General features: G+C 67.1%; 22 protein-coding genes and 1 other RNA gene. 12 read left to right on the plus strand and 11 right to left on the minus strand.

Annotated features, from left to right (window positions below):
- The first annotated feature begins 344 nt into the window (after nt 1-344).
- The 4 genes from JS278_RS10720 to JS278_RS10735 all read left to right on the plus strand — a co-directional run bounded on the left by JS278_RS10720 (nt 345) and on the right by JS278_RS10735 (nt 4,284).
- Nucleotides 345-1,502: a sensor histidine kinase gene (locus tag JS278_RS10720; RefSeq protein WP_114045183.1), complete on the plus strand. Its 1,158-nt coding sequence runs from the start codon at nt 345-347 to the stop codon at nt 1,500-1,502.
- Nucleotides 1,495-2,157, plus strand: a complete 663-nt coding sequence (locus JS278_RS10725) for a response regulator transcription factor (protein WP_114045184.1) — start codon at nt 1,495-1,497, stop codon at nt 2,155-2,157. The genes JS278_RS10720 and JS278_RS10725 overlap by 8 nt, the downstream gene beginning before the upstream one ends.
- A 194-nt stretch (nt 2,158-2,351) precedes the next feature.
- Nucleotides 2,352-3,065, plus strand: coding sequence for a type I methionyl aminopeptidase (gene map, locus JS278_RS10730; RefSeq protein ID WP_245935313.1), 714 nt, complete (start codon nt 2,352-2,354; stop codon nt 3,063-3,065).
- A 124-nt stretch (nt 3,066-3,189) separates the two neighbouring features.
- The gene (locus JS278_RS10735; protein ID WP_114045185.1) at nt 3,190-4,284 is read left to right on the plus strand and encodes a magnesium and cobalt transport protein CorA; all 1,095 of its coding nucleotides are present in this window, start codon (nt 3,190-3,192) and stop codon (nt 4,282-4,284) included.
- Nucleotides 4,285-4,582: 298 nt separating this feature from the next.
- Here the strand turns inward: JS278_RS10735 and JS278_RS10740 are convergent, their stop codons facing one another.
- From JS278_RS10740 to JS278_RS10750, 4 genes are all read right to left on the minus strand, one after another.
- The gene (locus JS278_RS10740) at nt 4,583-5,494 is read right to left on the minus strand and encodes a hypothetical protein (protein WP_114045186.1); all 912 of its coding nucleotides are present in this window, start codon (nt 5,492-5,494) and stop codon (nt 4,583-4,585) included.
- Nucleotides 5,487-5,690, minus strand: coding sequence for a hypothetical protein (locus tag JS278_RS15850; RefSeq protein ID WP_147243191.1), 204 nt, complete (start codon nt 5,688-5,690; stop codon nt 5,487-5,489). Before JS278_RS15850 ends, JS278_RS10740 begins: the two co-directional genes overlap by 8 nt.
- A gap of 171 nt (nt 5,691-5,861) precedes the next feature.
- Nucleotides 5,862-6,241: RNase P RNA component class A (rnpB, locus tag JS278_RS10745), an RNA gene on the minus strand.
- Nucleotides 6,242-6,255: 14 nt separating this feature from the next.
- Nucleotides 6,256-6,996 (minus strand): zinc ribbon domain-containing protein, encoded by a 741-nt coding sequence (locus JS278_RS10750; protein ID WP_114045187.1) that lies wholly within the window; start codon nt 6,994-6,996, stop codon nt 6,256-6,258.
- A gap of 313 nt (nt 6,997-7,309) precedes the next feature.
- On the opposite strand from JS278_RS10750, the gene JS278_RS10755 reads away from it, so the two are divergent.
- The gene (locus JS278_RS10755) at nt 7,310-8,620 is read left to right on the plus strand and encodes an APC family permease (protein ID WP_114045188.1); all 1,311 of its coding nucleotides are present in this window, start codon (nt 7,310-7,312) and stop codon (nt 8,618-8,620) included.
- Entirely contained in the window at nt 8,617-9,489 is an 873-nt protein-coding gene (locus tag JS278_RS10760) for a carbon-nitrogen hydrolase family protein (protein WP_114045189.1), read from the plus strand. Before JS278_RS10755 ends, JS278_RS10760 begins: the two co-directional genes overlap by 4 nt.
- 70 nt (nt 9,490-9,559) lie before the next feature.
- Here the strand turns inward: JS278_RS10760 and gabT are convergent, their stop codons facing one another.
- Together gabT and JS278_RS10770 are read right to left on the minus strand one after the other, a co-directional pair.
- Entirely contained in the window at nt 9,560-10,891 is a 1,332-nt protein-coding gene (gene gabT, locus JS278_RS10765) for a 4-aminobutyrate--2-oxoglutarate transaminase (RefSeq protein WP_114045190.1), read from the minus strand.
- A 94-nt stretch (nt 10,892-10,985) separates the two neighbouring features.
- Complete coding sequence (locus tag JS278_RS10770) at nt 10,986-11,822, minus strand: uroporphyrinogen-III synthase (RefSeq protein ID WP_181833706.1); 837 nt, start codon at nt 11,820-11,822, stop codon at nt 10,986-10,988.
- A gap of 99 nt (nt 11,823-11,921) precedes the next feature.
- Here JS278_RS10770 and JS278_RS10775 point away from each other — a divergent pair, with 99 nt between their 5' ends.
- Entirely contained in the window at nt 11,922-13,424 is a 1,503-nt protein-coding gene (locus JS278_RS10775; RefSeq protein WP_114045192.1) for an aminopeptidase P family protein, read from the plus strand.
- Between the two features lie 4 nt (nt 13,425-13,428).
- On the opposite strand, the gene JS278_RS10780 is transcribed toward JS278_RS10775, so the two are convergent.
- The 3 genes from JS278_RS10780 to JS278_RS10790 all read right to left on the minus strand — a co-directional run bounded on the left by JS278_RS10780 (nt 13,429) and on the right by JS278_RS10790 (nt 15,559).
- Nucleotides 13,429-14,316, minus strand: coding sequence for a COX15/CtaA family protein (locus JS278_RS10780; protein ID WP_114045193.1), 888 nt, complete (start codon nt 14,314-14,316; stop codon nt 13,429-13,431).
- 95 nt (nt 14,317-14,411) lie between these two features.
- Nucleotides 14,412-15,059 (minus strand): class I SAM-dependent methyltransferase, encoded by a 648-nt coding sequence (locus JS278_RS10785; protein ID WP_114045194.1) that lies wholly within the window; start codon nt 15,057-15,059, stop codon nt 14,412-14,414.
- The gene (locus JS278_RS10790; protein ID WP_114045195.1) at nt 15,056-15,559 is read right to left on the minus strand and encodes a YflT domain-containing protein; all 504 of its coding nucleotides are present in this window, start codon (nt 15,557-15,559) and stop codon (nt 15,056-15,058) included. Before JS278_RS10790 ends, JS278_RS10785 begins: the two co-directional genes overlap by 4 nt.
- A gap of 69 nt (nt 15,560-15,628) precedes the next feature.
- Between JS278_RS10790 and JS278_RS10795 the strand changes: the two genes are divergently transcribed.
- The 3 genes from JS278_RS10795 to JS278_RS10805 all read left to right on the plus strand — a co-directional run bounded on the left by JS278_RS10795 (nt 15,629) and on the right by JS278_RS10805 (nt 18,706).
- The gene (locus JS278_RS10795; RefSeq protein WP_114045196.1) at nt 15,629-16,897 is read left to right on the plus strand and encodes a magnesium transporter MgtE N-terminal domain-containing protein; all 1,269 of its coding nucleotides are present in this window, start codon (nt 15,629-15,631) and stop codon (nt 16,895-16,897) included.
- Nucleotides 16,890-17,423 carry a DUF1003 domain-containing protein gene (locus tag JS278_RS10800; protein ID WP_114045197.1) on the plus strand — a complete coding sequence of 178 codons (534 nt, stop codon included), beginning with the start codon at nt 16,890-16,892 and terminating at the stop codon, nt 17,421-17,423. The genes JS278_RS10795 and JS278_RS10800 overlap by 8 nt, the downstream gene beginning before the upstream one ends.
- A 122-nt stretch (nt 17,424-17,545) precedes the next feature.
- Nucleotides 17,546-18,706, plus strand: coding sequence for an Mrp/NBP35 family ATP-binding protein (locus tag JS278_RS10805; RefSeq protein ID WP_114045198.1), 1,161 nt, complete (start codon nt 17,546-17,548; stop codon nt 18,704-18,706).
- A gap of 149 nt (nt 18,707-18,855) precedes the next feature.
- On the opposite strand, the gene JS278_RS10810 is transcribed toward JS278_RS10805, so the two are convergent.
- The gene (locus tag JS278_RS10810; RefSeq protein WP_114045199.1) at nt 18,856-19,302 is read right to left on the minus strand and encodes a sec-independent translocase; all 447 of its coding nucleotides are present in this window, start codon (nt 19,300-19,302) and stop codon (nt 18,856-18,858) included.
- A 21-nt stretch (nt 19,303-19,323) separates the two neighbouring features.
- Nucleotides 19,324-20,205 (minus strand): 4-hydroxy-tetrahydrodipicolinate synthase, encoded by an 882-nt coding sequence (dapA, locus tag JS278_RS10815; protein WP_114045200.1) that lies wholly within the window; start codon nt 20,203-20,205, stop codon nt 19,324-19,326.
- A gap of 100 nt (nt 20,206-20,305) precedes the next feature.
- Between dapA and JS278_RS10820 the strand changes: the two genes are divergently transcribed.
- Together JS278_RS10820 and JS278_RS10825 are read left to right on the plus strand one after the other, a co-directional pair.
- On the plus strand, nt 20,306-20,959 hold the full coding sequence (locus JS278_RS10820) for an O-methyltransferase (RefSeq protein ID WP_245935087.1): 654 nt from the start codon (nt 20,306-20,308) through the stop codon (nt 20,957-20,959).
- Nucleotides 20,960-21,106: 147 nt separating this feature from the next.
- Nucleotides 21,107-21,706 carry a vitamin K epoxide reductase family protein gene (locus JS278_RS10825; RefSeq protein WP_114045202.1) on the plus strand — a complete coding sequence of 200 codons (600 nt, stop codon included), beginning with the start codon at nt 21,107-21,109 and terminating at the stop codon, nt 21,704-21,706.
- Nucleotides 21,707-21,839 lie beyond the last annotated feature (133 nt).

Below are 21,839 nucleotides of genomic sequence, written 5' to 3' on the forward strand. Positions count from 1 at the left end.
TGCTGCGAGCTTCTTCTTCATGATCCTCATCCCCTCACCTTTGATGGACAAGGGGAACGTTACGGCTGGTCTGCTCACGGCGTCCACCTTCGGAGCAAAATCGGTACTTTCGTACACCCTTCAGGACCCTCCGGCGCCCATTGTCCCTGCCCCACGCCGTCACTCGCCGACGGACCCATACCCGCGAAAGGCCGTCAGGACGCGCCCCAGGCAGCTCTCCGGCTCCGGGTTCCGCGTCCTCATGCGGGCACCTCCAGCCTCGCCAAAGCTGTACTTTTGTCCACCTGGCCGCTGAGAACGGGATCGCGGCGGACCACCAACTCCTTTTACCCTATGATCTGCATGTGCACAACAACCGGGAGCGCCACCGTTGGCCTCGCTCCTTCGAAGACATCGTCACGATGGTGGTGGGCGCCATCTCGGCACTCTTCGTCGTCACATATCTGGCGAATCCGCCTCGAGACGGCGAGAGCGTGCCCGGCTTCATCCTCGAACTCGCGATGTGCGCAGCTGCCGGGTTCACGGGTAGTTGGCTCGTTCAAGCCGGCACCCTGACCATGACACTCCAGGCGTCACTCCTGCTCTTTCCCGATCTCGACTCTTCGTTCGCCTACCTCTCCGCGCTCCTGCCCATCGCCAGCGCCAGCACCCTGGGACGGTGGCGCGCCGGGGTCGTGTTCTCGTCAATGTTCATGGTCTCCAGCGCAGTTTCAGAAACCCAGGGCGGCCCCCCACCGATACTGACGCAGGTCATTCTCTCCACCTGCGGTTGGCTCTCCATTGTCGGACTCGTGTGGGCCACGGCCTTCGGGGTCCACCAGCTCAACGCATGGCTCAATAGGAAATACGCAACCGCGCTCGACGATCAGCGCCGGACTATCGCCCGTCAGCTGCACGACACAGCTGCACAGTCGCTGGGCCGCATCTCGCTCATCTCCGAATCAACTGGAGCGGCTGAGAACCTGAACCCCACCATCCGGGACGCGCTCCACGAAATCGGAATCCTCGCCCGTACTGCCTCGGAAGACCTTGATGCCATGCTCGAAGCCCTCCGGCACAGCAACACATCCCTCGATACCGCGTTCGAGGAGGCCATCAGCCTCGAGGAAGCCTTTCTGAGTGGCGCTGCGAACCTCAAGCATGAGGGATTCACCCCCCTGGTCCTGAACGCCCTCGGGCAGATGACAATTCCCCCAGCGTACCACGACTGTCTGGTGGCGGGAATCAGAGAAGTGTCGCGCAACATCGCCAAGCATGGAGCACCCGGTACCTGCACCCTGCACCTGTCTATCGATGAGCGCCGTGACAACGTTACCTTCACGGCCACGAACCGGATCGCCGAACACCGCAGAGCTCCGGCCACCGGAGGCCACGGACTCATTGGGGTCAAGGAACGCGCCACGATCCTTCACGGTACCTTCACCAGTGAGCGGAGCTCCCATGACCAGGAGATCTGGCTGACGTCACTGACGCTTCCGCTGAGAGGAAGAACTCATGACTGACCCCATCACCATCGCCATCGTCGACGACGATCCGATCGTCCGGCGTTCACTCTGGGCGATGCTCCACGCAACCCCTGGAATCCGGCCGATCGCATCTTTCGACGACGGCACGCCGGCGATCGCCTACAGTTTGGAACATCACGTCGACGTCTACCTCGTCGACGTGAATATGACTGCGTCAGACGGATACACGACAACAACGCAACTCCGCAGCACATCTTCCACGTCGAAGGTGATCATCCTCACCAGCATCACTGCGCCCATGATCGAGGACACTGCCAAGAGTATTGGCGCCGCAGCATTCCTCCGGAAGACCGCCAGCCCGTCCACCATCACTTCAACCATCCGCGCTGTGCATGAGGGGACATTCGATGCCGATACGCTTCGCACACAGCCAGTCACCCTTCCAAAAGCACCGGAACTGACCGAACGCGAGATGGAGGTCCTTGACGGCCTCCGCCAAGGGCTTTCGAATCAAGAGATCGCAGACAATCTGTTCATCAGCAACTCAGCGGTCAAAAAGCACATTACTTCACTTCTCGTCAAGCTTGAAGCCCGGTCGCGTCTCGAAATCGTGATTACAGCGGTAGAACTGGGGATGGTCAGTCTTAATAGACTTAATTCCGATCGGCTTTTTGACACCACGGAATACTAGGAAACAGGTCGCAACTCCGTGGCGGCGCCGTCGCCCTCGTACACTTGCAGACCGTGACTGCCATCGAACCATATCCCGTGAGCCCCCGCCTGTCCGTCCCCCAGCACATCGCCCGACCGCCCTACGTGGGGCTCGGCGACGTCGCCGAGGACTACCAGGGATCGCATGTCCAGACCCCCGAGGTCATCGAGGCCATGAAGGAGGCGGGACGGATCGCCTGCGGGGCGATGCACGAGGCCGGCAAGGCCGTGGCCCCCGGCGTCACCACCGACCAGCTCGACCGGATCGCCCACGAGTACATGTGCGATCACGGCGCCTACCCGTCGACCCTGGACTACCGGGACTACCCCAAGTCCATCTGCACCTCTGTCAACGAGGTGATCTGCCACGGCATCCCCGACGCCCGCCCCCTGGAGGACGGCGACATCGTCAAGATCGACGTCACCGCCTACAAGAACGGCGTCCACGGCGACAACTGCTACACCTTCGGGTGCGGCGACGTCGACCAGGCCTCGCGAGATCTGGTCGCCCACACCCAGGAGTCCATGAACCGGGCCATCAAGGCCGTGAAGCCCGGACGCTCCATCTCCATCATCGGGCGGATCATCGAGAACTACGCCAAGCGGTTCGGCTACGGGGTGGTCCACGACTACACCGGCCACGGCGTCCACACCGCCTTCCACTCCGGCCTGATCGTCTTCCACTACGACGAGCCCCGTTACGACGTCACGATGGAGGAGGGGATGACGCTGACCATCGAGCCGATGCTCACCCTGGGCGACTACCACTCCCACCAGTGGGACGACGGCTGGACCGTCGTCACCAACGATCGCTCGCGGTGCGCCCAGTTCGAGCAGTCCATGGTGATCCGCTCCGACGGCGCCGAGATCCTCACGACCCTGGACTGATTCCTCCAGCCCATCCAGAATCCACTTCGGCAGTGAATTTGCACTTCGGCAGCGGTATTCCACTGCCGAAGTGAAAACTCACTGCCGGAGTCGAACACAAGACCCCGATCCGAGGAGACAGGCCATGACCGAGCACCTGAACGGCAAGGACCGATCCCGTCGGCTCATGGAACGGATCGGCCGGCGCGACCGGGTACCGGAGAGCGCACCGGCACCGCAACCCTCGGTCAACACCACCACGATCGACGGCGACCAGATCCAGACCTCGCACGCCCCCGGGCCCGACATGTGCCAGAACGAGGTGGACGAGGCGCTGGCTTTCGCCGAACGGGACTCGCAGCGTCTGGCCGTCATCGAGTACGACCACCCCACCCCCGACCAGATTCTCCACCTGGCCAGCACCTGGGAACTCCATCCGCTGCTCGTCGAGGACCTCCTCAAGGCCGGGCAGCGCCCCAAGCTGGAGAGATACCGGGAGGTCCTCTTCGTGGTGACCCGGATGGCCACCTACCTCGACGAGCAGGAGGACGTCGAGGTGACCGAGTTCCACGTGCTGGCCCGGCACAATGCGGTCGTCGTCATCCGTCAGGGGCGCACCAGGGAGCCGATCGAGTCGTTCGGCGAGATCACCCACTCCCCCAAACTGCTGCGGTTCGGCTCCGAAGGCATCCTGTACTCCTTCCTCGACCTGGTGGTCGACGGCTACATGCGGGTGCTGCGAGGCGTCGAGGTGGACCGTGAGCAGATCGAACGCCAGGTCTTCGACGGCGACCCGAGCGTCACCGAGCGCATCTACCGCCTCAACCGGGAGATCATCGACCTCCAGCAGGCCGCCGGGCCGCTGCGCGAGGTCCTCTCCGATCTCCACGGGGGATTCAGCAAGTACCGGACCCAGGAGGAGTTGCAGACCTATCTTCAGGACGTCGACGACCACCTGGCACGGGTCATCACCCGGATCGACGACCTGCGGTCCGGGATGAACCAGATCCTCGACGTCAACTCGATCCTGGTGACCCAGCAGCAGAACGAGGACATGAAGAAGATCTCCGGGTGGGCCGCGGTGGTGGTCGGTCCCACCCTCATCGGCTCCATCTACGGCATGAATTTCGACGTCATGCCCGAACTCCACTGGCGGCTCGGCTACGCCTACGCGCTGGTGCTGATGGTCGTCGTCGCCGCGGTGATCTGGCTGTTCTTCAAACGCAAGAAGTGGATGTGACGCCTCAGGCGTCCATCGAGCCCCGTCTGGTGCCCGCGGCGACCGCGACGGAGAACGGCAAGGTTCTGAAGGTGGCGACGGCATCCCCTCGTGGGGCACCGACGCGAGCAGCAGCCTCAGCGCCCTGAGCGCCGCCGAGGCGGAGGCTGGCACCACCAGCATCTCCGCGAAGGTGCTCGCGGATGAGATCGACAGGAGGATAGCCGCCGCCCTGGCTGACCAAGGGTGACGGACTGGAACAGGGCGGGCCCCGGCGGGAGTGATCCGGCCGGGGCCCCCTGCGCCGGTGATAGACCCACTACTTTCCGGAACGCTTCACCAGCCCAGCATCGAACAGGTTCACGATCGTGACCGCGAGCGAAACCGCGGCCACCGCCTCATCGAAAGAAACGTCACCGGGAGAGAACCGCTCTTCCTCTTCGTCGCCGTTCCCACCGTGCCGGTCATGCTGGCCGACCCACACCATCCGCATCATCGCTATCAGGGTGGTTGCAGGGTCGGCCCTATTGTCTGTACGGTCAATGGGCAACGACCAGTCCCTCTGGGACTCCATGGTGCTGACAACCGTTCCCAGGCTCCTTCTCGGATTCTTGGGACAGACCAGCGGAACTGTCGCGTCCTCGATCGCCTTCACTGCCAGGCCATAAGCGGAGCTGGGCTCCGGCGTGAGGCCGTACAGTTTCTCCCAAGCTTTCGCCAAATGAACTCCAGCGTGCTGAGACTTGGCCATGACTGAATCGAGCGCATCCTGCACGCCGCTGGGCACGCGACGGATAAGTCCGCGCTTCCCCAATCTCTCGCCAACGGTCCATGCTGACTTGCTTCTAGCCAGAATCGCTTCGAGGTCATCAGCTTTGGCGGCTTCATCGAATGCAAGAAGATAGTCGGCTATCTCTAGAGGTCTCGGGTGGCGTTTCAAGCAGTCTATCGCGGTAAGCATTTGCTTTTCGTACCGATATTCATTGGCGTCCATGCTGGGTATAGAGATTCGGAGCATCTGGCACATCTGCTCCGCCAACTCGGTATTCAGCAACTTGACGTAGGTCCGCTGCATGGTCCCTGGCTTTAAAACTCGCCTTGTTAGGGTGGAATTTACCCAAGCCCAGTAAGCGTAATACATCCACTTCGGGACATCCTCGTGGAGCGCGTCGTATTTTGCAACTGCGTCGTCGTCATTGATACCGAGCGGTCGCCATGCATCCTCAGTCACTCAATCCTTCTTTCTGTCGTTCGAATGCGGCGGTATCTCCGACGCCTCCGATCTCATCGCAGAGGTCAACGGCTGCCTTCTCGTCCTCGGCCAGCACCTGCCCGGCGGCTTCCTCGCGCGCGAGGTCGAGTGCCGCGTTCAGGATCCGTGACATGGGGTCAAGTGGCTGGTCGCCAGGCTCATCCTTGAGTTCCACGCGATGATGATCTCCCAGGTGTCACCTGCTCGTTCGGGGCCCGTTCTCTTGTCGCTCTGGTGTCGCTCCAACGCCTGACGCGGCACGACGTGACGCGACATAACCGGACGTCACGAGAGCGACAGGAACGACGCCCGGCTAGGCCCCACACCTAGTCAGGGGCAATTTGAGGGGACGAGCCACCCTGTGAGCCGGGTTCTGTACCTCGTGGAGGCGGTGATCATCCATCTGTGAGCGCCGTCGCCGACGCCCTCCAGCCGAATGGCTGCGCGGCCTACCCGGATGCTCGGGCGGGCAGCCCTCGAACGCATCCGCGACCTCTCGGTCTTCTTGGCCTTGCTCCGGGTGGGGTTTGCCGTGCCGTCACCGTCACCGGTGACGCGGTGGTCTCTTGCACCGCCGTTTCACCCTTACCGGTCCGAGGACCGGCGGTCTGTTCTCTGTGGCACTGTCCCGCGGGTCGCCCCGGGTGGGTGTTACCCACCACCCTGCCCTGTGGAGCCCGGACTTTCCTCGACAGCCGAAGCTGCCGCGATCACCCGGGTGGCTCGTCCGACCGACCAGTCTACAGCCCGGATTCGGGCGTGCGCACCAGGATCCGGTCGCACTCCTCGCACCGCAGCACCTCATCCTCGGCCGCGACCACGATCTGGCGCATCTGAGCGGCGTTCACGGTGAGTCCGCAGGCCTCGCACACCCCGCGCATGAGCCTGCCGGCACCGATGCCGGTCTTCTCGCGCAGCATGTCGTAGAGCTTCAGCAGGTCGGCCGGCACCCCGGCGGCCTGGGCGCGGCGCTGCTCGGTGAGCCGGGCGATGGTGCGGTCGGCCTCGGCCAACCCGGCGTCGCGGGAGGCCAGCACGGTACGGATGTGGTCGTCGAGCTCGAGACGGTGCCGGTCGGCCTCGGCGTGGGCCTTGTCGGCATCCTCGCGCCTCTGCATCACCTCGAGCTGGGCGTCCTCCAGGTCGGAGATGCGGCCCCTGAGGTGGTCGATCTCCTCGGTGAGGCTCTTGAGGGCCTTGTGGTCGGAGATCGTCCCGGCCTCGACGGTGGCCTCGTTACGCGCCAGACGCGCCCGGGCCGGCTCCAGGTCGTGCTCGATCCGGGCCTCCTCCTCGGCGACATCGGAGGCCTCGGTGGCGAGCCTGACGACCTCCTCGGCGAGGTCGCGGCGCTGGACGGCGAGATCCTTCAGTTCGGCGAGTTCGGGCAGACTGGCCCGCCGATGCTTCGCCTGGGCGAGCAGCCGGTCGGTCTCGGCGACATCGAGCAGTCGCCACTGCTCCTGCGGTGCGGCTTTCACAGGGTCCGACCCTCCTTGCGACCGGACTCGCACCGGTCTCTGCGATGGACTTGTGCGGCCAACACTAGCCGCTGGCACCGGCCCGGATCGCACCCGGTGCCCGGCACCGTGTTACGGAGATGTGACGGCGGTGGACGGTGCGGCCCGTCCCCCGCCGAGGTTCGTATCGTGCCAGCAACGGACCGCGACCAGGCCACGGCCCCTGCCCGTCCCAGGAGATTCCGGGACGATCGGCGGAAGGACGGCGAAGGTGTCACTCACGCGAACCGACACAGCACATCAGGGCGCCGAGCCCGCTCCTCGGAGTCGATCGGTGCTCCATCGGCAGCTGCACCTGCACTCGGTGCTGGCCTTCGGACTGGCCTACCTGGCCCCGATCATCGTGCTCGGCACGTTCGGCGTCATCTCGGAGAAGTCACACGGCGGCACCGCGGGCTCCTATCTCATCGCCCTGGTCGCGATGCTGCTCACCGCCGCCAGCTACGGCAGGCTGGCCCGCGAGATCCCGATGGCCGGTTCCGCCTACACCTATGTGCGACGGACGGTCAGCGATCACCTCGGATTCCTGGTCGGCTGGGGATCGATGCTCGACTACGTCTTCATCCCCATGGTCATCTGGCTGATCGGCGCCTCCTACCTCAACGCGCAGTTCCCGGCCGTGCCCGACTGGGCGTGGATCCTCATCTTCATCGTCTCCACGACGGCGCTGAACATTCTCGGGATCAAGGTCGCCGACAAGGCCAATCTCGTGCTGCTCGCCATCGAGGTGCTGGTCATCGCCCTGTTCACCATCTTCGCGATCTACGCGGTGACTCACCACGGCCACTCCCTGCTCAGCTCGGCGCCGCTGACGGGCAAGCCGTTCAGCGTCCTGGCCCTGTCGGCCGGCGCCGCCACCGCCGCCTATTCCTTCCTGGGCTTCGACGCAGTCACCACACTGACCGAGGAGACGGTCGACGCGAAGCGCACCATCCCCCGCGCCATCATGCTCACCGCGCTGGTGGGCGGCGGCATCTTCATCGCCTCCACCTACGTCACCGAGCTGGTGCACCCGCTGATCACGGTGGTCGACGTCGACTCGGCGGCCTTCGAGATCGCCAAGGGGATCGGCGGGGCCTTCCTCTCGGCGGTCTTCCTGACCGGGCTGATCGTCGGGCAGTTCGCCTCCGGCATCGCAGCCCAGGCGTCGGCCTCCCGCCTGATGTACGCCATGGGCCGCGACGGTGTCCTACCGCGGCGCTTCTTCGGGGTCCTGGCGCCGCGCACAGGCACGCCGCGCAATGCCATCCTGGTGGTGGCCGTCGTCGGCCTCATCGGCTGCTTCCTCGACGTCAGCACCTCCACCTCCTTCATCAACTTCGGGGCCTTCATCGCCTTCGGGATGGTCAACGTCTCCGCGATCTTCCTGACCCGCCGCCATGCGGCCGCCGGCACCCGGACCAACCCCGTGCTCGGCTATCTGCTTCCCGGCCTGGGCGTGCTGGTGGTCTTCTACCTGCTCACCCAGCTCGACCTGCCGGCCCTGGTGGTCGGCGGCTCCTGGCTGATCATCGGCATCGGCGTGCTCACCGCTCTGACCCGCGGCTTCCACCGTCCCCCGCCGGACATGACTGACGCCGCATGAGTGCCTGCCATGAGTTGACGGCGGTCGGAGTCCAGGCGACGCCGACCGCCATCGGTGCGCCTCTGGGCCTCTTCCGTGATTCCTGCCGCGAGATCCTTCGCCAGAATCCGGACGCGGGGATGCTCATCTGGCCCGAGATGCACCTGTTCGCCGACGGCGCCCCGGACAGAGCCCGGACGCGGGCTCTCCGAGCGGTCGCCGAGCCCTTGGACGGGCCCCGGGTGGCGACCCTGGCCCGGATCGCCGCCGAACTCGGCGTCTGGCTGGTACCGGGCAGTGTCTGCGAGCTCGGACCCGCCGGCGAGCTGTTCAACACAGCGGTCGTGCTCTCCCCCGACGGAGGCCTGACCGCCAGCTACCGCAAGATCTTCCCGTGGCGGCCCAGCGAGCCCTGGACCCCCGGTGACAGGCTGTGCGTTTTCGACATCGACGGGGTCGGCCGGTTCGGACTGTGCATCTGCTTCGACTCGTGGTTCCCGGAGGTCTCGCGCAATCTCGCATGGCTGGGCGCCGAGACGATTCTCAACGTCGTGAAGACCACCACGGCCGACCGGCCGCAGGAGCTGGTGATCGCCCGCGCCAACGCCATCACCCAGCAGGTGAATTTCCTCACGGTCAACGCGGCGGCGCCGATCGGGACGGGGTACTCGGCGGCATTCGGACCGCAGGGCGAGGACCTCGGGCATATCGACGCCCGCCGGCCGGGGATCCTCAAGGCCGTGCTGTCGGGCGACGAGGTGCATCGCGTCCGCCGGCAGGGCACCGCGGGCGTCACCCGGCCCTGGGCGTTCTTCCGGCCAGGGGACCGGCCGGTCGACCTGCCGGCCTACCGCGGCTCCATCGACCCGACGGCCTGGAACCGCGACTGACCCGCCCCGGATCACTCCGGAACGGGCCAGCGGCGCACAATCGATCCTGCGCGCACTCGATCCTGAGGGGCTATGCCGCGACGGCCCCGACGAACAGGTCCAGGGCCTCGTCAAGCAGCGACCCCGGGATGGTGAGCGGCGGCAGGAAGCGGATGCAGTTGCCGTGGATGCCGCAGGTCAGCACGACGACGCCCTGGGCCAGGAGCGTCCGGGCTATCCGCCCGGCCCTGGCGGCGTCCGGCCTCACGGTGCCGGGCTCCACGAACTCGACGGCCATCATGGCGCCGCGACCGCGCAGGTCGCCGACGCCGCCCTCACCCACGAGAGGTTCCACCTTGGCCCGGATGACCGCCTCGATGGCCCGCGCCCGGGCCGGCAGATCCCAGTCCTCCATGGTCTCGATTGCTCCCAGACTGGCCGCGCAGGACACCGGGTTGCCGCCGTAGGTACCGCCCAGACCACCGGCTTGGGCACTGTCGACGATCTCGGCCCGACCGGTGACCGCGGCCAGCGGCAGGCCACCGCCGAGCGCCTTGGCGGTCGTGATGAGATCGGGCTCGACGCCGTCGTACTCACTGGCGAACCAGCGGCCGGAGCGGCAGAAGCCGCACTGGATCTCGTCGAGGATGAAGACGATTCCATGAGCTCGGCACCAGGCCTGCAGGGACTCCAGGTATCCGGGGGCCGGGACGATGAAGCCGCCCTCGCCCTGGATGGGCTCCTGGAGCAGACAGGCGATCCGCTCAGCGCCGACGGTGGTCTCCAGGTGGTCGATGGCGCGACGAGCCGCCTCCTCGCCGCTGATCGGGGCGGGCTCGCGGTAGGGATAGCTGCTCGGGAAGTGATAGATCTCCGGGGCGAAGGGCCCGAATCCGGCCTTGTAGGGCATCGCCTTGCTGGTGAGCGCCATGGTGAGGTTCGTGCGCCCGTGGAAGGCGTTCTCGGCGACGGCCACCGCGGCCCGTCCGGTGTGGTGACGGGCGATCTTGACGGCGTTCTCGACGGCCTCGGCCCCGGAGCTCACCAGCACCGACTTCTTCTCGAAGTCTCCGGGGGTGAGTTCCGCCAGCTTCTCGCAGACCTCGATATAGCTCTCGTACGGGGTGGTGGCGAAACTCGTGTGGGTGAAATTCGCCACGGCATCCTGGACGTTGGCGACGACCTTGGGGGCCGAGGCACCAACGCTGGTCACCGCGATTCCGGCTCCGAGATCGATCATCGAGTTGCCGTCGGCGTCGATCAGTACTCCCCCGTCGGCCGCCGTCGCATAGAACGGGGAGGACGAGGAGACTCCCGCGGCCACGACGGCGTCCCTCCGGGCCGCCAGTTCCCGGGACCGGGGGCCGGGCAGCTCGGTGACGAGCCGGCGCTCCTGTGGCAGGTGGTAGATAGGTTCAGACATGTGCTGACTTCCTCTGCTGTGGACAGCGGAGATGGGCCGGAGCGGGGCACCTCCTACCTCGCATGGTGGCACTCCGGCTCCCGCCGCCGGCCGCCTAGTCAGCCTGTGATACGCCCTCAGCGATCAGCCTCGTCAGCGGTCCGAGCCTGCTGCGCTCGGGCCAGACGGCCCTCAGCCCCGCTGCGCCGAGCGGCTCGGCGCAGCGCGCGCCGACCGCGACGAGGCGCAGTTCGCCCCGGTCCACGAGTGCTCTCACCGCATCGAGGGTGCCCGCCTTCCTCAGCGAGTCCACCCAGGCAGCGGCTCCCGGCGCGGCCGTGAACGCGACCGCGTCGTACCGCCCCACGCCGGCATCGACGGCGGCCCCGGCCACCGCGTCGGGATCCACCGGCGGCCCCCATCGGTAGACGGGCAGCTCGATCACCCGGGCACCCGCCTGGCGAAGTCCCGCGAGCAGACCCGCGTCCCCGCCGCCGTCGAGCTGGACGGCGATCTCGACGCCGTCGACGCCCTCGGTCCGCAGGGTCGCCAGGATCTCGTCGGACAGTTCCGAGGCGGCCACCCAGTCGGCCCGGGAACCGATCTGCTGCAGAGCCCCGGCGGCCTTCGGCCCGCGTGCCAGCACCCGGGCGCCGTTGAGCATCTCGACGAGCCGGCCGCCCAGGCCGTTGCCGATCGCCGACTCGTTCCAGGCACGCAGCCCGAATCCGGTGGTGATCACGACGATCCGCGGCGGCGCGGCGATCAATGCCCGGGTCTGGTCCAGCAGGGTCTCCTCATCGATGTGCTTCTCGACGGCCAGAGTCGGTACGACGGTCACCTCGGCCCCGCGCCGCACCAGCGGTGCGGCCAGATCGTCGGCCCGTCGCTGGGCGGTCACCAGGATCCGCCGACCGGCCAGGGGAAGGCCCTCCTCGCGAGCTTCTGCCATGGCCCGGACACTACCCGGAGGCCCGAATCGCCCGCGCCTAGAATTGGCGGCGCGCCGGATCGGCGGCGCACCGCACAATCCCTGGAAGGCAAGGTCCATATGACAGACGTCCAGTCGGCACGCACCTCGCACAGCGAGGACGCACAACTCTCTGCGGCCGAGGAGCAGAAACTGCCCAAGCGGCAGACCCCCTTCTCGCAGGCCTTCAGACAGTTCATCCCCACCGACTGGGCGCCGTACGACTCAACCCTCCCCGAGCCCCTCGGCTCGGTTCCGTCGGCCACCGCCCATCGCGACGCCCTGGCCTCCCGCTTCCCCGGGGAGCGGCTCGTCATCCCGGCCGGCACCCTGGTGCGCCGCAACAATGACTGCGACTATCCGTTCCGCCCGAACACGGCCTTCGTCTACTACTCAGGACTGGGCACCGACCGCGAACCCGACGCGGTGCTCGTCATCGACGCGGGCTCGCCCGAGCACCGCGACGTGCTCTACTTCAAGCCGCGCGCCCCGCGCACCGATCGCGAGTTCTACGCAGATTCCACCTACGGCGAGATGTGGGTGGGCAAGCGCGAGTCCCTGGCGGAGATGTCGGCGATGACCGGCCTGGAGTGCCGCGACATCTCCCGTTTCCAGGAGGCCGTCTCCGCGGGCGACCCGCAGGTCCGGGTGATCCGCGACGCCGACTCCGCGGTCACCGAGAGGATCGACGCGCTGCGTTCCAGCGGTTCCGAGGAGGCTGACCAGGAGCTCTACGAGGTGAGCTCCGAGGCCCGGTTCTGCAAGGACGAGTGGGAGACCGGGCAGCTGCGCGACGCCTGCCGCAAGTCCAGGCAGGCCTTCGACGCGGTGATCGCGGAGATCCCCGCAGCCGTCGAGAAGGGCCGCGGGGAGCGCTGGATCGAGGGCACCTTCGGGCTGCACGCCCGCCACCTGGGCAACAACGTCGGCTACGGATCGATCTGCGCCGCCGGGGACCACGCCAATACCCTCCACTGGGTGCGCAATGACGGGGAGCTGCGCCCCGGAGAGCTCATCCTCATCGACGCCGGCATCGAGGTGGACTCCCTCTACACCGCCGACATCACCCGCACCTTCCCGATCTCGGGGAGGTTCACCCCGGCCCAGCGGAGGGTCTATCAGGCCGTCTACGAGGCCCAGAACGCCGCGGCGGCGGTCGCCACCGTCGGCCACGACCACCGCGACATCCACCAGGCGGCCATCCGGGTGATAGCCGAGTACCTGGCCGAGTGGGGAATCCTGCCGGTCAGTGTGGAGGACGCGCTGTCGCCCGAGGGCGGCCAGTTCCGCCGCTGGATGGTGCACGGCACCAGCCACCATCTGGGCCTGGACGTCCACGACTGCGCAGAGGCCAGCCGTCACGACTACTCGGGCCCGCTGCGCCCCGGCATGACGGTCTCCGACGAGCCCGGCATCTACTTCAGGTCGACCGATCTGCTGGTGCCCGAGGAGTTCCGCGGCATCGGGGTGCGGATCGAGGACGACATCCGGATCACCGACGGCGAGTGCGAGTGGTTGTCGAAGGACACCCCCCGCCAGATCGACGATGTGGAGGCCTGGATGGCCGAGATCTGGAACTCCTGAGGCCTCAGTTCACGGAATCCCGCATCGTCCCGGTCATCACGAGGGCCAGGATCAGCACCGTGCCGACGGCATGGGCGACGTCCAGGCCCTCCTGGGCACCGGCCGCCGAGATGAGGATTCCGGTGGCCAGCACCACGACCACCAGAATCGCGAGCAGGAGGTCCCAGGCGCTCACCCGGTGACGGAGGCGGGCGACGAGCACCGCGACGGTCAGCAACTCGCCGACCACCATCACCGCCTGCTGCAGCCCCCAGGCGACGAGCGGCCCGTCACCGGCCCCGCGGACGAACAGGGCCCATCCCATGCAGCGGCTCAGCGACCCGGAGCCGGAGACGAGCACGGCCAGGAAGTGACCGGCCACCAGCGTGCCCACCGCCGCGGCTCCGAGCCTGCTCCGGGCGTTCCAGTGCCAGCGCGAGTCGGGGCGGCGTGCCACGAACCAGGCGCGCCAGATCGCCCCCATGGAGATGAGTGCGGCCAGCAGGTCCAGCGCCGCCTCGAACTTGTTGATCCCCCACCTGATGGTCATCATGCCGAACACGCCAGACGCCAGGGCTCCTAGCAACGCCACCAGGGGCAGCACCACGAGCATCCGGTTGCGGCGGCGGTGGAGCCAGCCGGCGACCACCGAGGCCAGGCCGAACAGGCCGATACTGCTGGAGATCACCCTGTGGACGAACTCGACGACCGGTTGGGTGTGGGCCTGTGGGCTGAGCCTGCCCACATAGCAGCCGGGCCAGTTGGGGCACGAGGCGCTGGCGTCTGTGGCGCACACCGTCGACCCCAGGGCCAGGGTGACGGTGATGAGAATGCCGGTGATCGCGAAGAGCCAGGCCACCCACCCCGGAACCGGGGTCGAATCTGCGGCTGCATCACTGTGAGAAGGGGTCATGGATTCTTCCTGGCGGACGGGGCAGAACTCGCCAGCATCCTTGCACCCACCTCCGGGCGTCCCGGCACCGGGGTGCGCCCAGCGCTCCGGTGCCGCTACTCGGCCCCGCGACGCGGCCGGCGTCCCCTTCCCCTGCCCAGCACCTGCACCACCGATCCCAGGCCCTGATGAGCCCTCCCCTCGAAGATCCTGCGCTCAAGGATCCGGGACTCGACGATGAGATCGGGCCAGTGCGCGGCGGCGTCGTCGCGGTGGCTCAGCACCTCGGGATCGGTCGGGCCCCCCGACCGCAACTGAGGCTGCGCGGTGGAATAGGTCTCCATGATGAGCCGCCCCTCGGGCTGCAGGGCCGGACCCAGCCCAGCGCCGATCCGGGCGCGGGCGGCACGCGGAAGATGCACGAAGATCCACACCACGGCGTCCCAGGGACCTGTCGCCTCCGGGGTCGTGATCCACTGGGCGAGATCGGCCACCACGCAGGTCAGGGCGACTCCCCTGGCGCGCGCCAGGCCCTGCGCCTGCCGGACGGCCACCGGGGACTGCTCGACACTGGTCACCTCGTGCCCCCGGCCCGCCAGCCACACGCCGTTGCGCCCCTGGCCGTCTCCGACCACCAGAACCCGCGCGCCGCGCGGCAGAAGGATCTCCGTGGTCACCAGGAAGTCATTGGGGCGGGAGCCGTAGAGCTCGGGGAACCGGCGGTACCGCTCGTCCCAGTCGGCCGCCTCGCCCGTCCCGGTCATGCCCCGAACGCCCTGGCCCGGATCTCCGGCATGCCGTCGACGATCTCACGGGCCTTCGCGGCCACCTTGTGCTCGGCCAGCACCTCGTAGTGCGTGGCGACCACCTGGCGCACCGAGTCGAAATCGCGCCGTCCCCGGCTCATCGCATATCCCAGGGAGGATGTGATGAGGCCGATGACCACGCCGATCAGCAGCCCGGTCACCAGCATCACGACCAGGCCCTGCGAGGACCTCACGAAGAAGGACAGCATGAGCCCCACCAGAAGCCCCGTGCCGAGCCCCGAGATCGCCCCCTGGCCCAGGACGGTGCCCCAGGTCTTACGTCCGGTGACCCGCTCGACGGTACGCAGGTCCGTTCCGACGATGCAGAGATTCTGGACGGGGAACTTCTCGTCGGAGAGATGGTCGACCACCCGCTGGGCGGCCTCGTAGTCGTCGACGACGATCACCGACTGCGGGTAGTCGAGTTCGAACAGTGACGACGGTGTGCTGCCGGCCATGTGTGCCCTCCTGTGTGATCCTCCCAGTCTAGAGATCGTGACCGGGGACCTACAGGTAGATTTGCAGCCGTGAACAGGTCGTCCTCGGTATTCATCTCGCGATTGCGCGGTCTGCCCGTGCTCGACGCCGCCGGGGATCAGGTCGGGAAGGTCCGCGACGTCGTCATCCAGATGCGCACCCAGGGCAGGGCGCCACGGGTCCGCGGGCTGGTGGTCGAGCTCTTCGCCCGCAGGCGGATCTTCGTGCCGATGCCCCGCGTCCATGCCATCGACGCCCAACAGGTGATGATCTCGGGCACCGTCGACACCCGGGTCTTCTCCCGACGGGACGCCGAGACCCTCGTCGTCGATGACCTCTTCGACCGGACCTTCCCCCGCGAGGGCGCCCAGGTCAGCATCTTCGACGTCGCGATGAGCCCGGTCCGCAGTCACGACTGGGAGATCTCCGAGGTGGCTCTGGTGCCCGGAGGAAGCCGTTTCAGCTCGTTGCGCAAGAAGGCCGCGGGTTCGGTGGTGGTCGACTGGAACGAGGTGCCGGGCCTGGTGATGATGCGGCAGCAGTCGACCGAGCGCACAGTCGCCGAGATGCAGGACATGAAACCCGCCGACGTCGCCCGGGAACTTCACGACATGGCACCGTCGCGGCGGGCCGCGGTGGCCAAGGCCCTGGACGACGACCAGCTGGCCGACGCCATCGAGGAGCTTCCCGAGGACGAGCAGGTCTCGCTGATATCGATCCTCGATCCCGAGCGCGCCGCCGACATCCTCGAGGAGATGGATCCGGACGACGCCGCCGACCTCGTCCAGGACCTCCCCGAGCCCCTCGCCGAGAGACTGCTGGCCCGGATGCGCCCCGAGGATGCCGAGGACGTCCGGAATCTGCTGGTCTACGAGGATTTCACGGCCGGGGCGATGATGACCCCCGAGCCGGTGGTGGTGGGACCCGACGCGACGGTCGCAGACGCCCTGGCGAAGGTCCGCAATGAGGACATCACGCCGGCCCTGGCATCGATGGTCTTCGTGTGTCGGCCACCGCTTGACACCCCGTCGGGCCGATTCCTGGGGATCGCGCACGTCCAGCGCCTGCTGCGCGAACCTCCCTCGTCGATGGTCTCCAGCATGCTCGACACGGATCTTGAGCCGCTGGCCACCGACACCCCGGTCGGGGCGGTGAGCCGCTATTTCGCCATCTACAACCTCGTCGTCGCCCCGGTGGTCAACGTGGAGAATGAACTGGTGGGTGCTGTCACGGTCGACGATCTGCTCGATCACCTGTTGCCGGCCGACTGGCGCGGCGATCAGATGGACGGTCACCTGATGGAGGTCGCACGTGGCTGATCACGAGCGCCGCAAGGACGACGACCGTCTCGATCTGCCAGGCCCGCGGCGGGGCTCGCGGGGACCTCGGGTGCAGCTCGACTCCGAGCGCTTCGGCCAGTTCGCCGAATCAGTGGCCCGGTTCATGGGCACCGGCAAGTTCCTCGTCTACATGACGATCATCGTCATCGTGTGGGTGGCCTGGAATCTCATCGCCCTGGTGAAGCTGCGCTGGGACCCCTACCCGTTCATCCTGCTCAACCTGTTCTTCTCGACCCAGGCCTCCTACTCCGCCCCGTTGATCCTGCTTGCCCAGAACCGCCAGGAGGACCGCGACCGGGTGTCGATGGCCGAGGATCGCAGGCTGACCGCGCAGAGCCGGGCCGATATGGACTACCTAGCCCGTGAGGTTGCGGCCATCCGGATGCAGATGGGGGATCTGGCCACCCGCGACTACATCCGCTCCGAGCTGCGTGACGAGCTCCGATCCCTGCTCGCCGAGTTCGACGACCCGGTCCGTCACGACCAGGGACCCGATGATGCGTGAACCCGGACGATTGAGCCGACGGCGTAACCCGAAGCGGTGGACCGCCCAGGCGACGACATCATGTCGTGCACAGGTGTGAGACTGACTTGCCCGTCACTTTGAGGAGTGTGTAGACAGAAACCATGAGCACCGAGAATCCGCTGGTCCCGCTCATCCACGAAGCGTTGTCGCATGTGGATGACCCCGAGATCCGACGACCCATCACCGACCTGGGCATGGTGGACGAGATTGACGTCGACGACTCGAACCGGGTCACCGTCAAGGTCCTCCTCACCGTGGCCGGATGCCCCCTCAAGACGACCCTGCGTCAGAACGTGACCGAGGCCGTCCAGACGGTCGACGGGGTGAGCGGGGTCCACGTCGAGCTCGGAGTGATGTCCGACGAGCAGCGCGACGCGGTCAAGACCCAGTTGCGCGGGGGCGTGCCCGAACGGGTGATCCCCTTCGCACAACCCGGCTCCACCACGAAGGTCATCGCGGTCGCCTCGGGCAAGGGCGGGGTCGGCAAGTCCTCGGTGACGGTCAACCTGGCGCTGGCGCTGGCAGCTCGAGGACGCAACGTCGGACTGCTGGACGCCGACATCTACGGACACTCGGTGCCCGACATGCTCGGCGTCGGCGAGGCCCGGCCCACCCCCCTCGACGACCTGCTGCTCCCCGTTCCGGTGCTCGACATCAAGACGATCAGCGTCGGGATGCTCAAACCGAACCGTTCCGACGTCATCGCCTGGCGAGGCCCGATCCTGGATCGCGCGCTCACCCAGCTGCTGGCCGATGTGCACTGGGGCGATCTCGATTACCTGCTCATCGACCTTCCCCCGGGCACCGGCGACATCGCCATGAGCCTGGGCCAGAAGATCCCCAACTCCGAGGTGCTCGTCGTCACCACACCGCAGCAGGCCGCCTCCGAGGTCGCGGTGCGGGCCGGCACGATGGCCGGGATCATGCAGCAGCAGGTCATCGGGGTCATCGAGAACATGTCCTGGCTGGAAACTCCCTGCCCGCACTGCGGCAGGACCCACCGGGTCGAGCTCTACGGCTCGGGCGGCGGCCAGGCGGCAGCCGAGGCGTTGTCCGCACAGCTCGGCACCGAGGTGCCGCTGCTCGGGCAGATCCCGATCGACATCGACCTTCGCTCCGGCGGGGACGAGGGCGACCCCATCGTCGTCGCCCACCCCGAGTCCGCCGCCGCCCGGGCTCTCACCGATCTGGCCGACACGCTGGACTCCCGCCCCCGCGGGCTGGCCGGGATGAATCTCGGACTCACCCCGGTCGCGAACTGATTTCCCAAGACCGGGGGCGACCCCCTGGCAACCCCCGAGCGGGGATCTGCGAGGGGGTCGGGTCTGCGGTGCCGGCCTCGCGCTTCGGGTCCGATCTGCGACCGGGCGCAGGCGCTCGCAGGCCCGCTGCCGCCTTCCAACCGAGCGGCTCAGGTGGCCTCGAGGTCGTAAGGGGTGGGGATCATGGCCGGTCCCCCGGCGACAGCCGGCGAGGTCTGGGCACCGGACGCGCTGCTACTGGCGTCCTGTACCGCGTCGAGGGCATCCCCGGTGGCCGACTGGAGGTCCGACCGCACATCGGTGAGGTCGTCGCGCACCTCTGAAAGGTCCGACTTGATGCCGTCGATGTCCTCGCGAAACTCGTCCATCACGTACTTGCGCACGAAGGTCTTCGGGTTGAGATCCTGGATCTCGAGATCCGCATACTTGGGGCCGAGGTCCTCACGAAGCTGATCACGGGTGTTGTTCGCGATGTTGCGGATGTAATGCACCACCCGGGCCGCCTTCCGGGCGTACTCGGGCACCTTCTCCGGACCGAACATCACCACGGCGATGATGATGAGGACCGCGATCTCGGTCGGACTGGCGATGGACATGGCCCCAGATTACCGCCGGCGTCACAGACGGGCGCCATCGAGGAGGGCCCCGAAGGTGGCGGCCTGGGAACCGGTGGCAGCCACGAGCGGCGAGCGCACGGAACCGACCGGGAATCCCTGGTGTGCGAGCCCAGCCTTGACCATCACGACCCCCTGGGCCGCGAAGACACCGGTGAGCACGGGAAGGATCTCCCGGTAGACCGTCAGCGCCTCATCCTGGTGCCCGGCCACGAAGAGGTCGATGAACTCGCGCATCCGACGTCCGGTGAAATGCGTCGACGTGCCGATCACGCCGACCCCGCCGACCGCCATCAGAGCCGGGGTGATGGCGTCATCGCCGGAGTAATAGGCCAGATCGCAGGAGGCCATCACGGTCGCCGACTCGACGACCCTGCCCTTGGCGTCCTTGACCGCCACGATGCGCGGATGCTCGGACAGTGCGATCAGGGTCTCAGGCGCGATGGCAGTGCCGGTGCGGCCCGGTATGTCGTAGAGCATCACCGGCAGGTCGGTGGCATCCGCGATCCGTGTGAAGTGATCGACCAGACCGGCCTGGGGAGGCTTGGAGTAGTAAGGGGTCACGACCAGGAGACCGTCGGCCCCGGCGTCAGCGGCCTGACGGGCGAGCTCCAGGGTGTGACGGGTGTCATTCGTCCCGACTCCGGTGATCACCTGGGCCCGGTCTCCGACGGCGCCGACGACCGCGCGCACCAGGGCCGACTTCTCCTCGTCGCTGGTGGTCGGCGACTCGCCCGTGGTGCCGTTGACGAGCACGGAGTCGTTGCGCTGGTCGTCGACGAGGCGGGCGGCCAGCTGGGCCGCACGCTCAAGGTCCACCTCCCCGTCAGGGGTCATCGGTGTCACCATGGCCGTCAGCAGACGGCCGAAAACGGGTTCGGGCATGGCGGATCCTCCTCGCTGCCGGTGGCCTCGGTCTCAGCTCACCGGAGGCACCTGTGGTCAACCCCATCGTAACGAGGACCGCACGGACTACGCTGGGCCCGTGAGCCCTGATCAGCTGACCCCAACCGCACCCGACCCCAGGTCGTGGGAGTACGCCGACGAGTTCGTCGCGACATCTCCGGAGGTCTCGGCCGCCCGCGAGACAGCGCTGGCCGCCGAATGGTCCCCTGTCGGCACCGGCACCGCCTCCCTCCTCACCTTCATGTCGCGCGCGATCGACGCGCACACCGTGGTGGAGATCGGCACCGACGCCGGGGTCACAGGCCTGTCATTGATGCAAGGCATGGACCGTAAGGGCGTACTCACCAGTATCGACGCCGAGTCCGACCGCCAGGCCGCGGCACGGGTCGCCTTCGAACGGGCCGGCATGCGTTCCAACCAGTTCCGGCTGATCACCGGAATGCCGTTGGACGTCCTTCCGAAGCTGCGCGACGGCGCATACGACCTCGTGCTGGTCAACGGCGACCGGCTGGAGTACGTGGAATACGTCGCCCAGGCTCTGCGGCTGCTGCGCCATGGCGGCGTCGTCGTGGTCAACGGCGCCCTGGCCGACAACACGATCGCCGACCCCGACAACGACGCCGACGAGACCCTCATCATCCGCGAGGCCCTGGACTCGATCCAGGAGACCGAGGAGTTCAGGCCCGTTCTGCTGCCGGTGGGATCAGGGCTCCTGCTGGCCATCAAGGAGTGATCTCTCCCCCGCCCGACGCAGCACGGCTGCTCACGGGGGACTCGCCCAATATTTCCGGGCGGGCCTAGTCTTGGCTCCGCCGTGCAGGCCGGATCTTCAGTCCTGGTCTGCCGGCTCCAATCCGTCGGCAGAAGGAATTCGGGACTCATGGCAGCAAACGGGGTCGACAAGCCGTCCAGGTGGCGGCGCACCACCTCCATCGAGATGATCGTCTCAGGGGCGATCGGGCTCCTCGCGTCCTTCGTCCTGTCGATCGAGGCCTGGAGACTCGCGGCCGACTCGAAGGCCACGTTCAGCTGCGATGTCAACACGGTGCTGTCCTGCTCCACCGTGGCGTCCACCTGGCAGGCCCGGGTGCTCGGATTCCCCAACGCCTTCCTCGGCATCCTGTTCGAGGCCGTGGTGCTCTCCATCTCGATCGCCACTCTGGCCGGGGTACGGTTCCCGCGCTGGTACATGCTCGCCACACAGGCTCTCTACTCCATCGCGATCCTGTTCGCATGGTGGCTGTTCATCCAGTCCTTCTTCGTCATCAGGGCACTGTGCCCCTGGTGCCTGCTCATCACCATCACGACCACCCTGGTCTGGGCGGGCCTGACGCGGATCAACATCCATGACGGCGTCCTCACCCGGCGCAAAGGGATCCAGGACTTCGTCAACTACAATACAGACTGGTACGTCACCGGGCTCATCATCCTGATCATCTTCGCCATGATCGCGATCGAACTCATCCCCAGCTTGCTCTAGCGCGGGCCCGAAGGGGCACCCGCGGCAGATGAGTTCCCGGATCTCCCGCTCAATCACGACCCAGAACTGGAGCCAGGACCCGCAGACCCCACCCGTGGGGAGTCGGCGAGCCCTGGCGAGCGTGGGGGGCGTG

It is taken from the genome of Acidipropionibacterium virtanenii, from assembly GCF_003325455.1.
Lineage (GTDB): Bacteria > Actinomycetota > Actinomycetes > Propionibacteriales > Propionibacteriaceae > Acidipropionibacterium > Acidipropionibacterium virtanenii.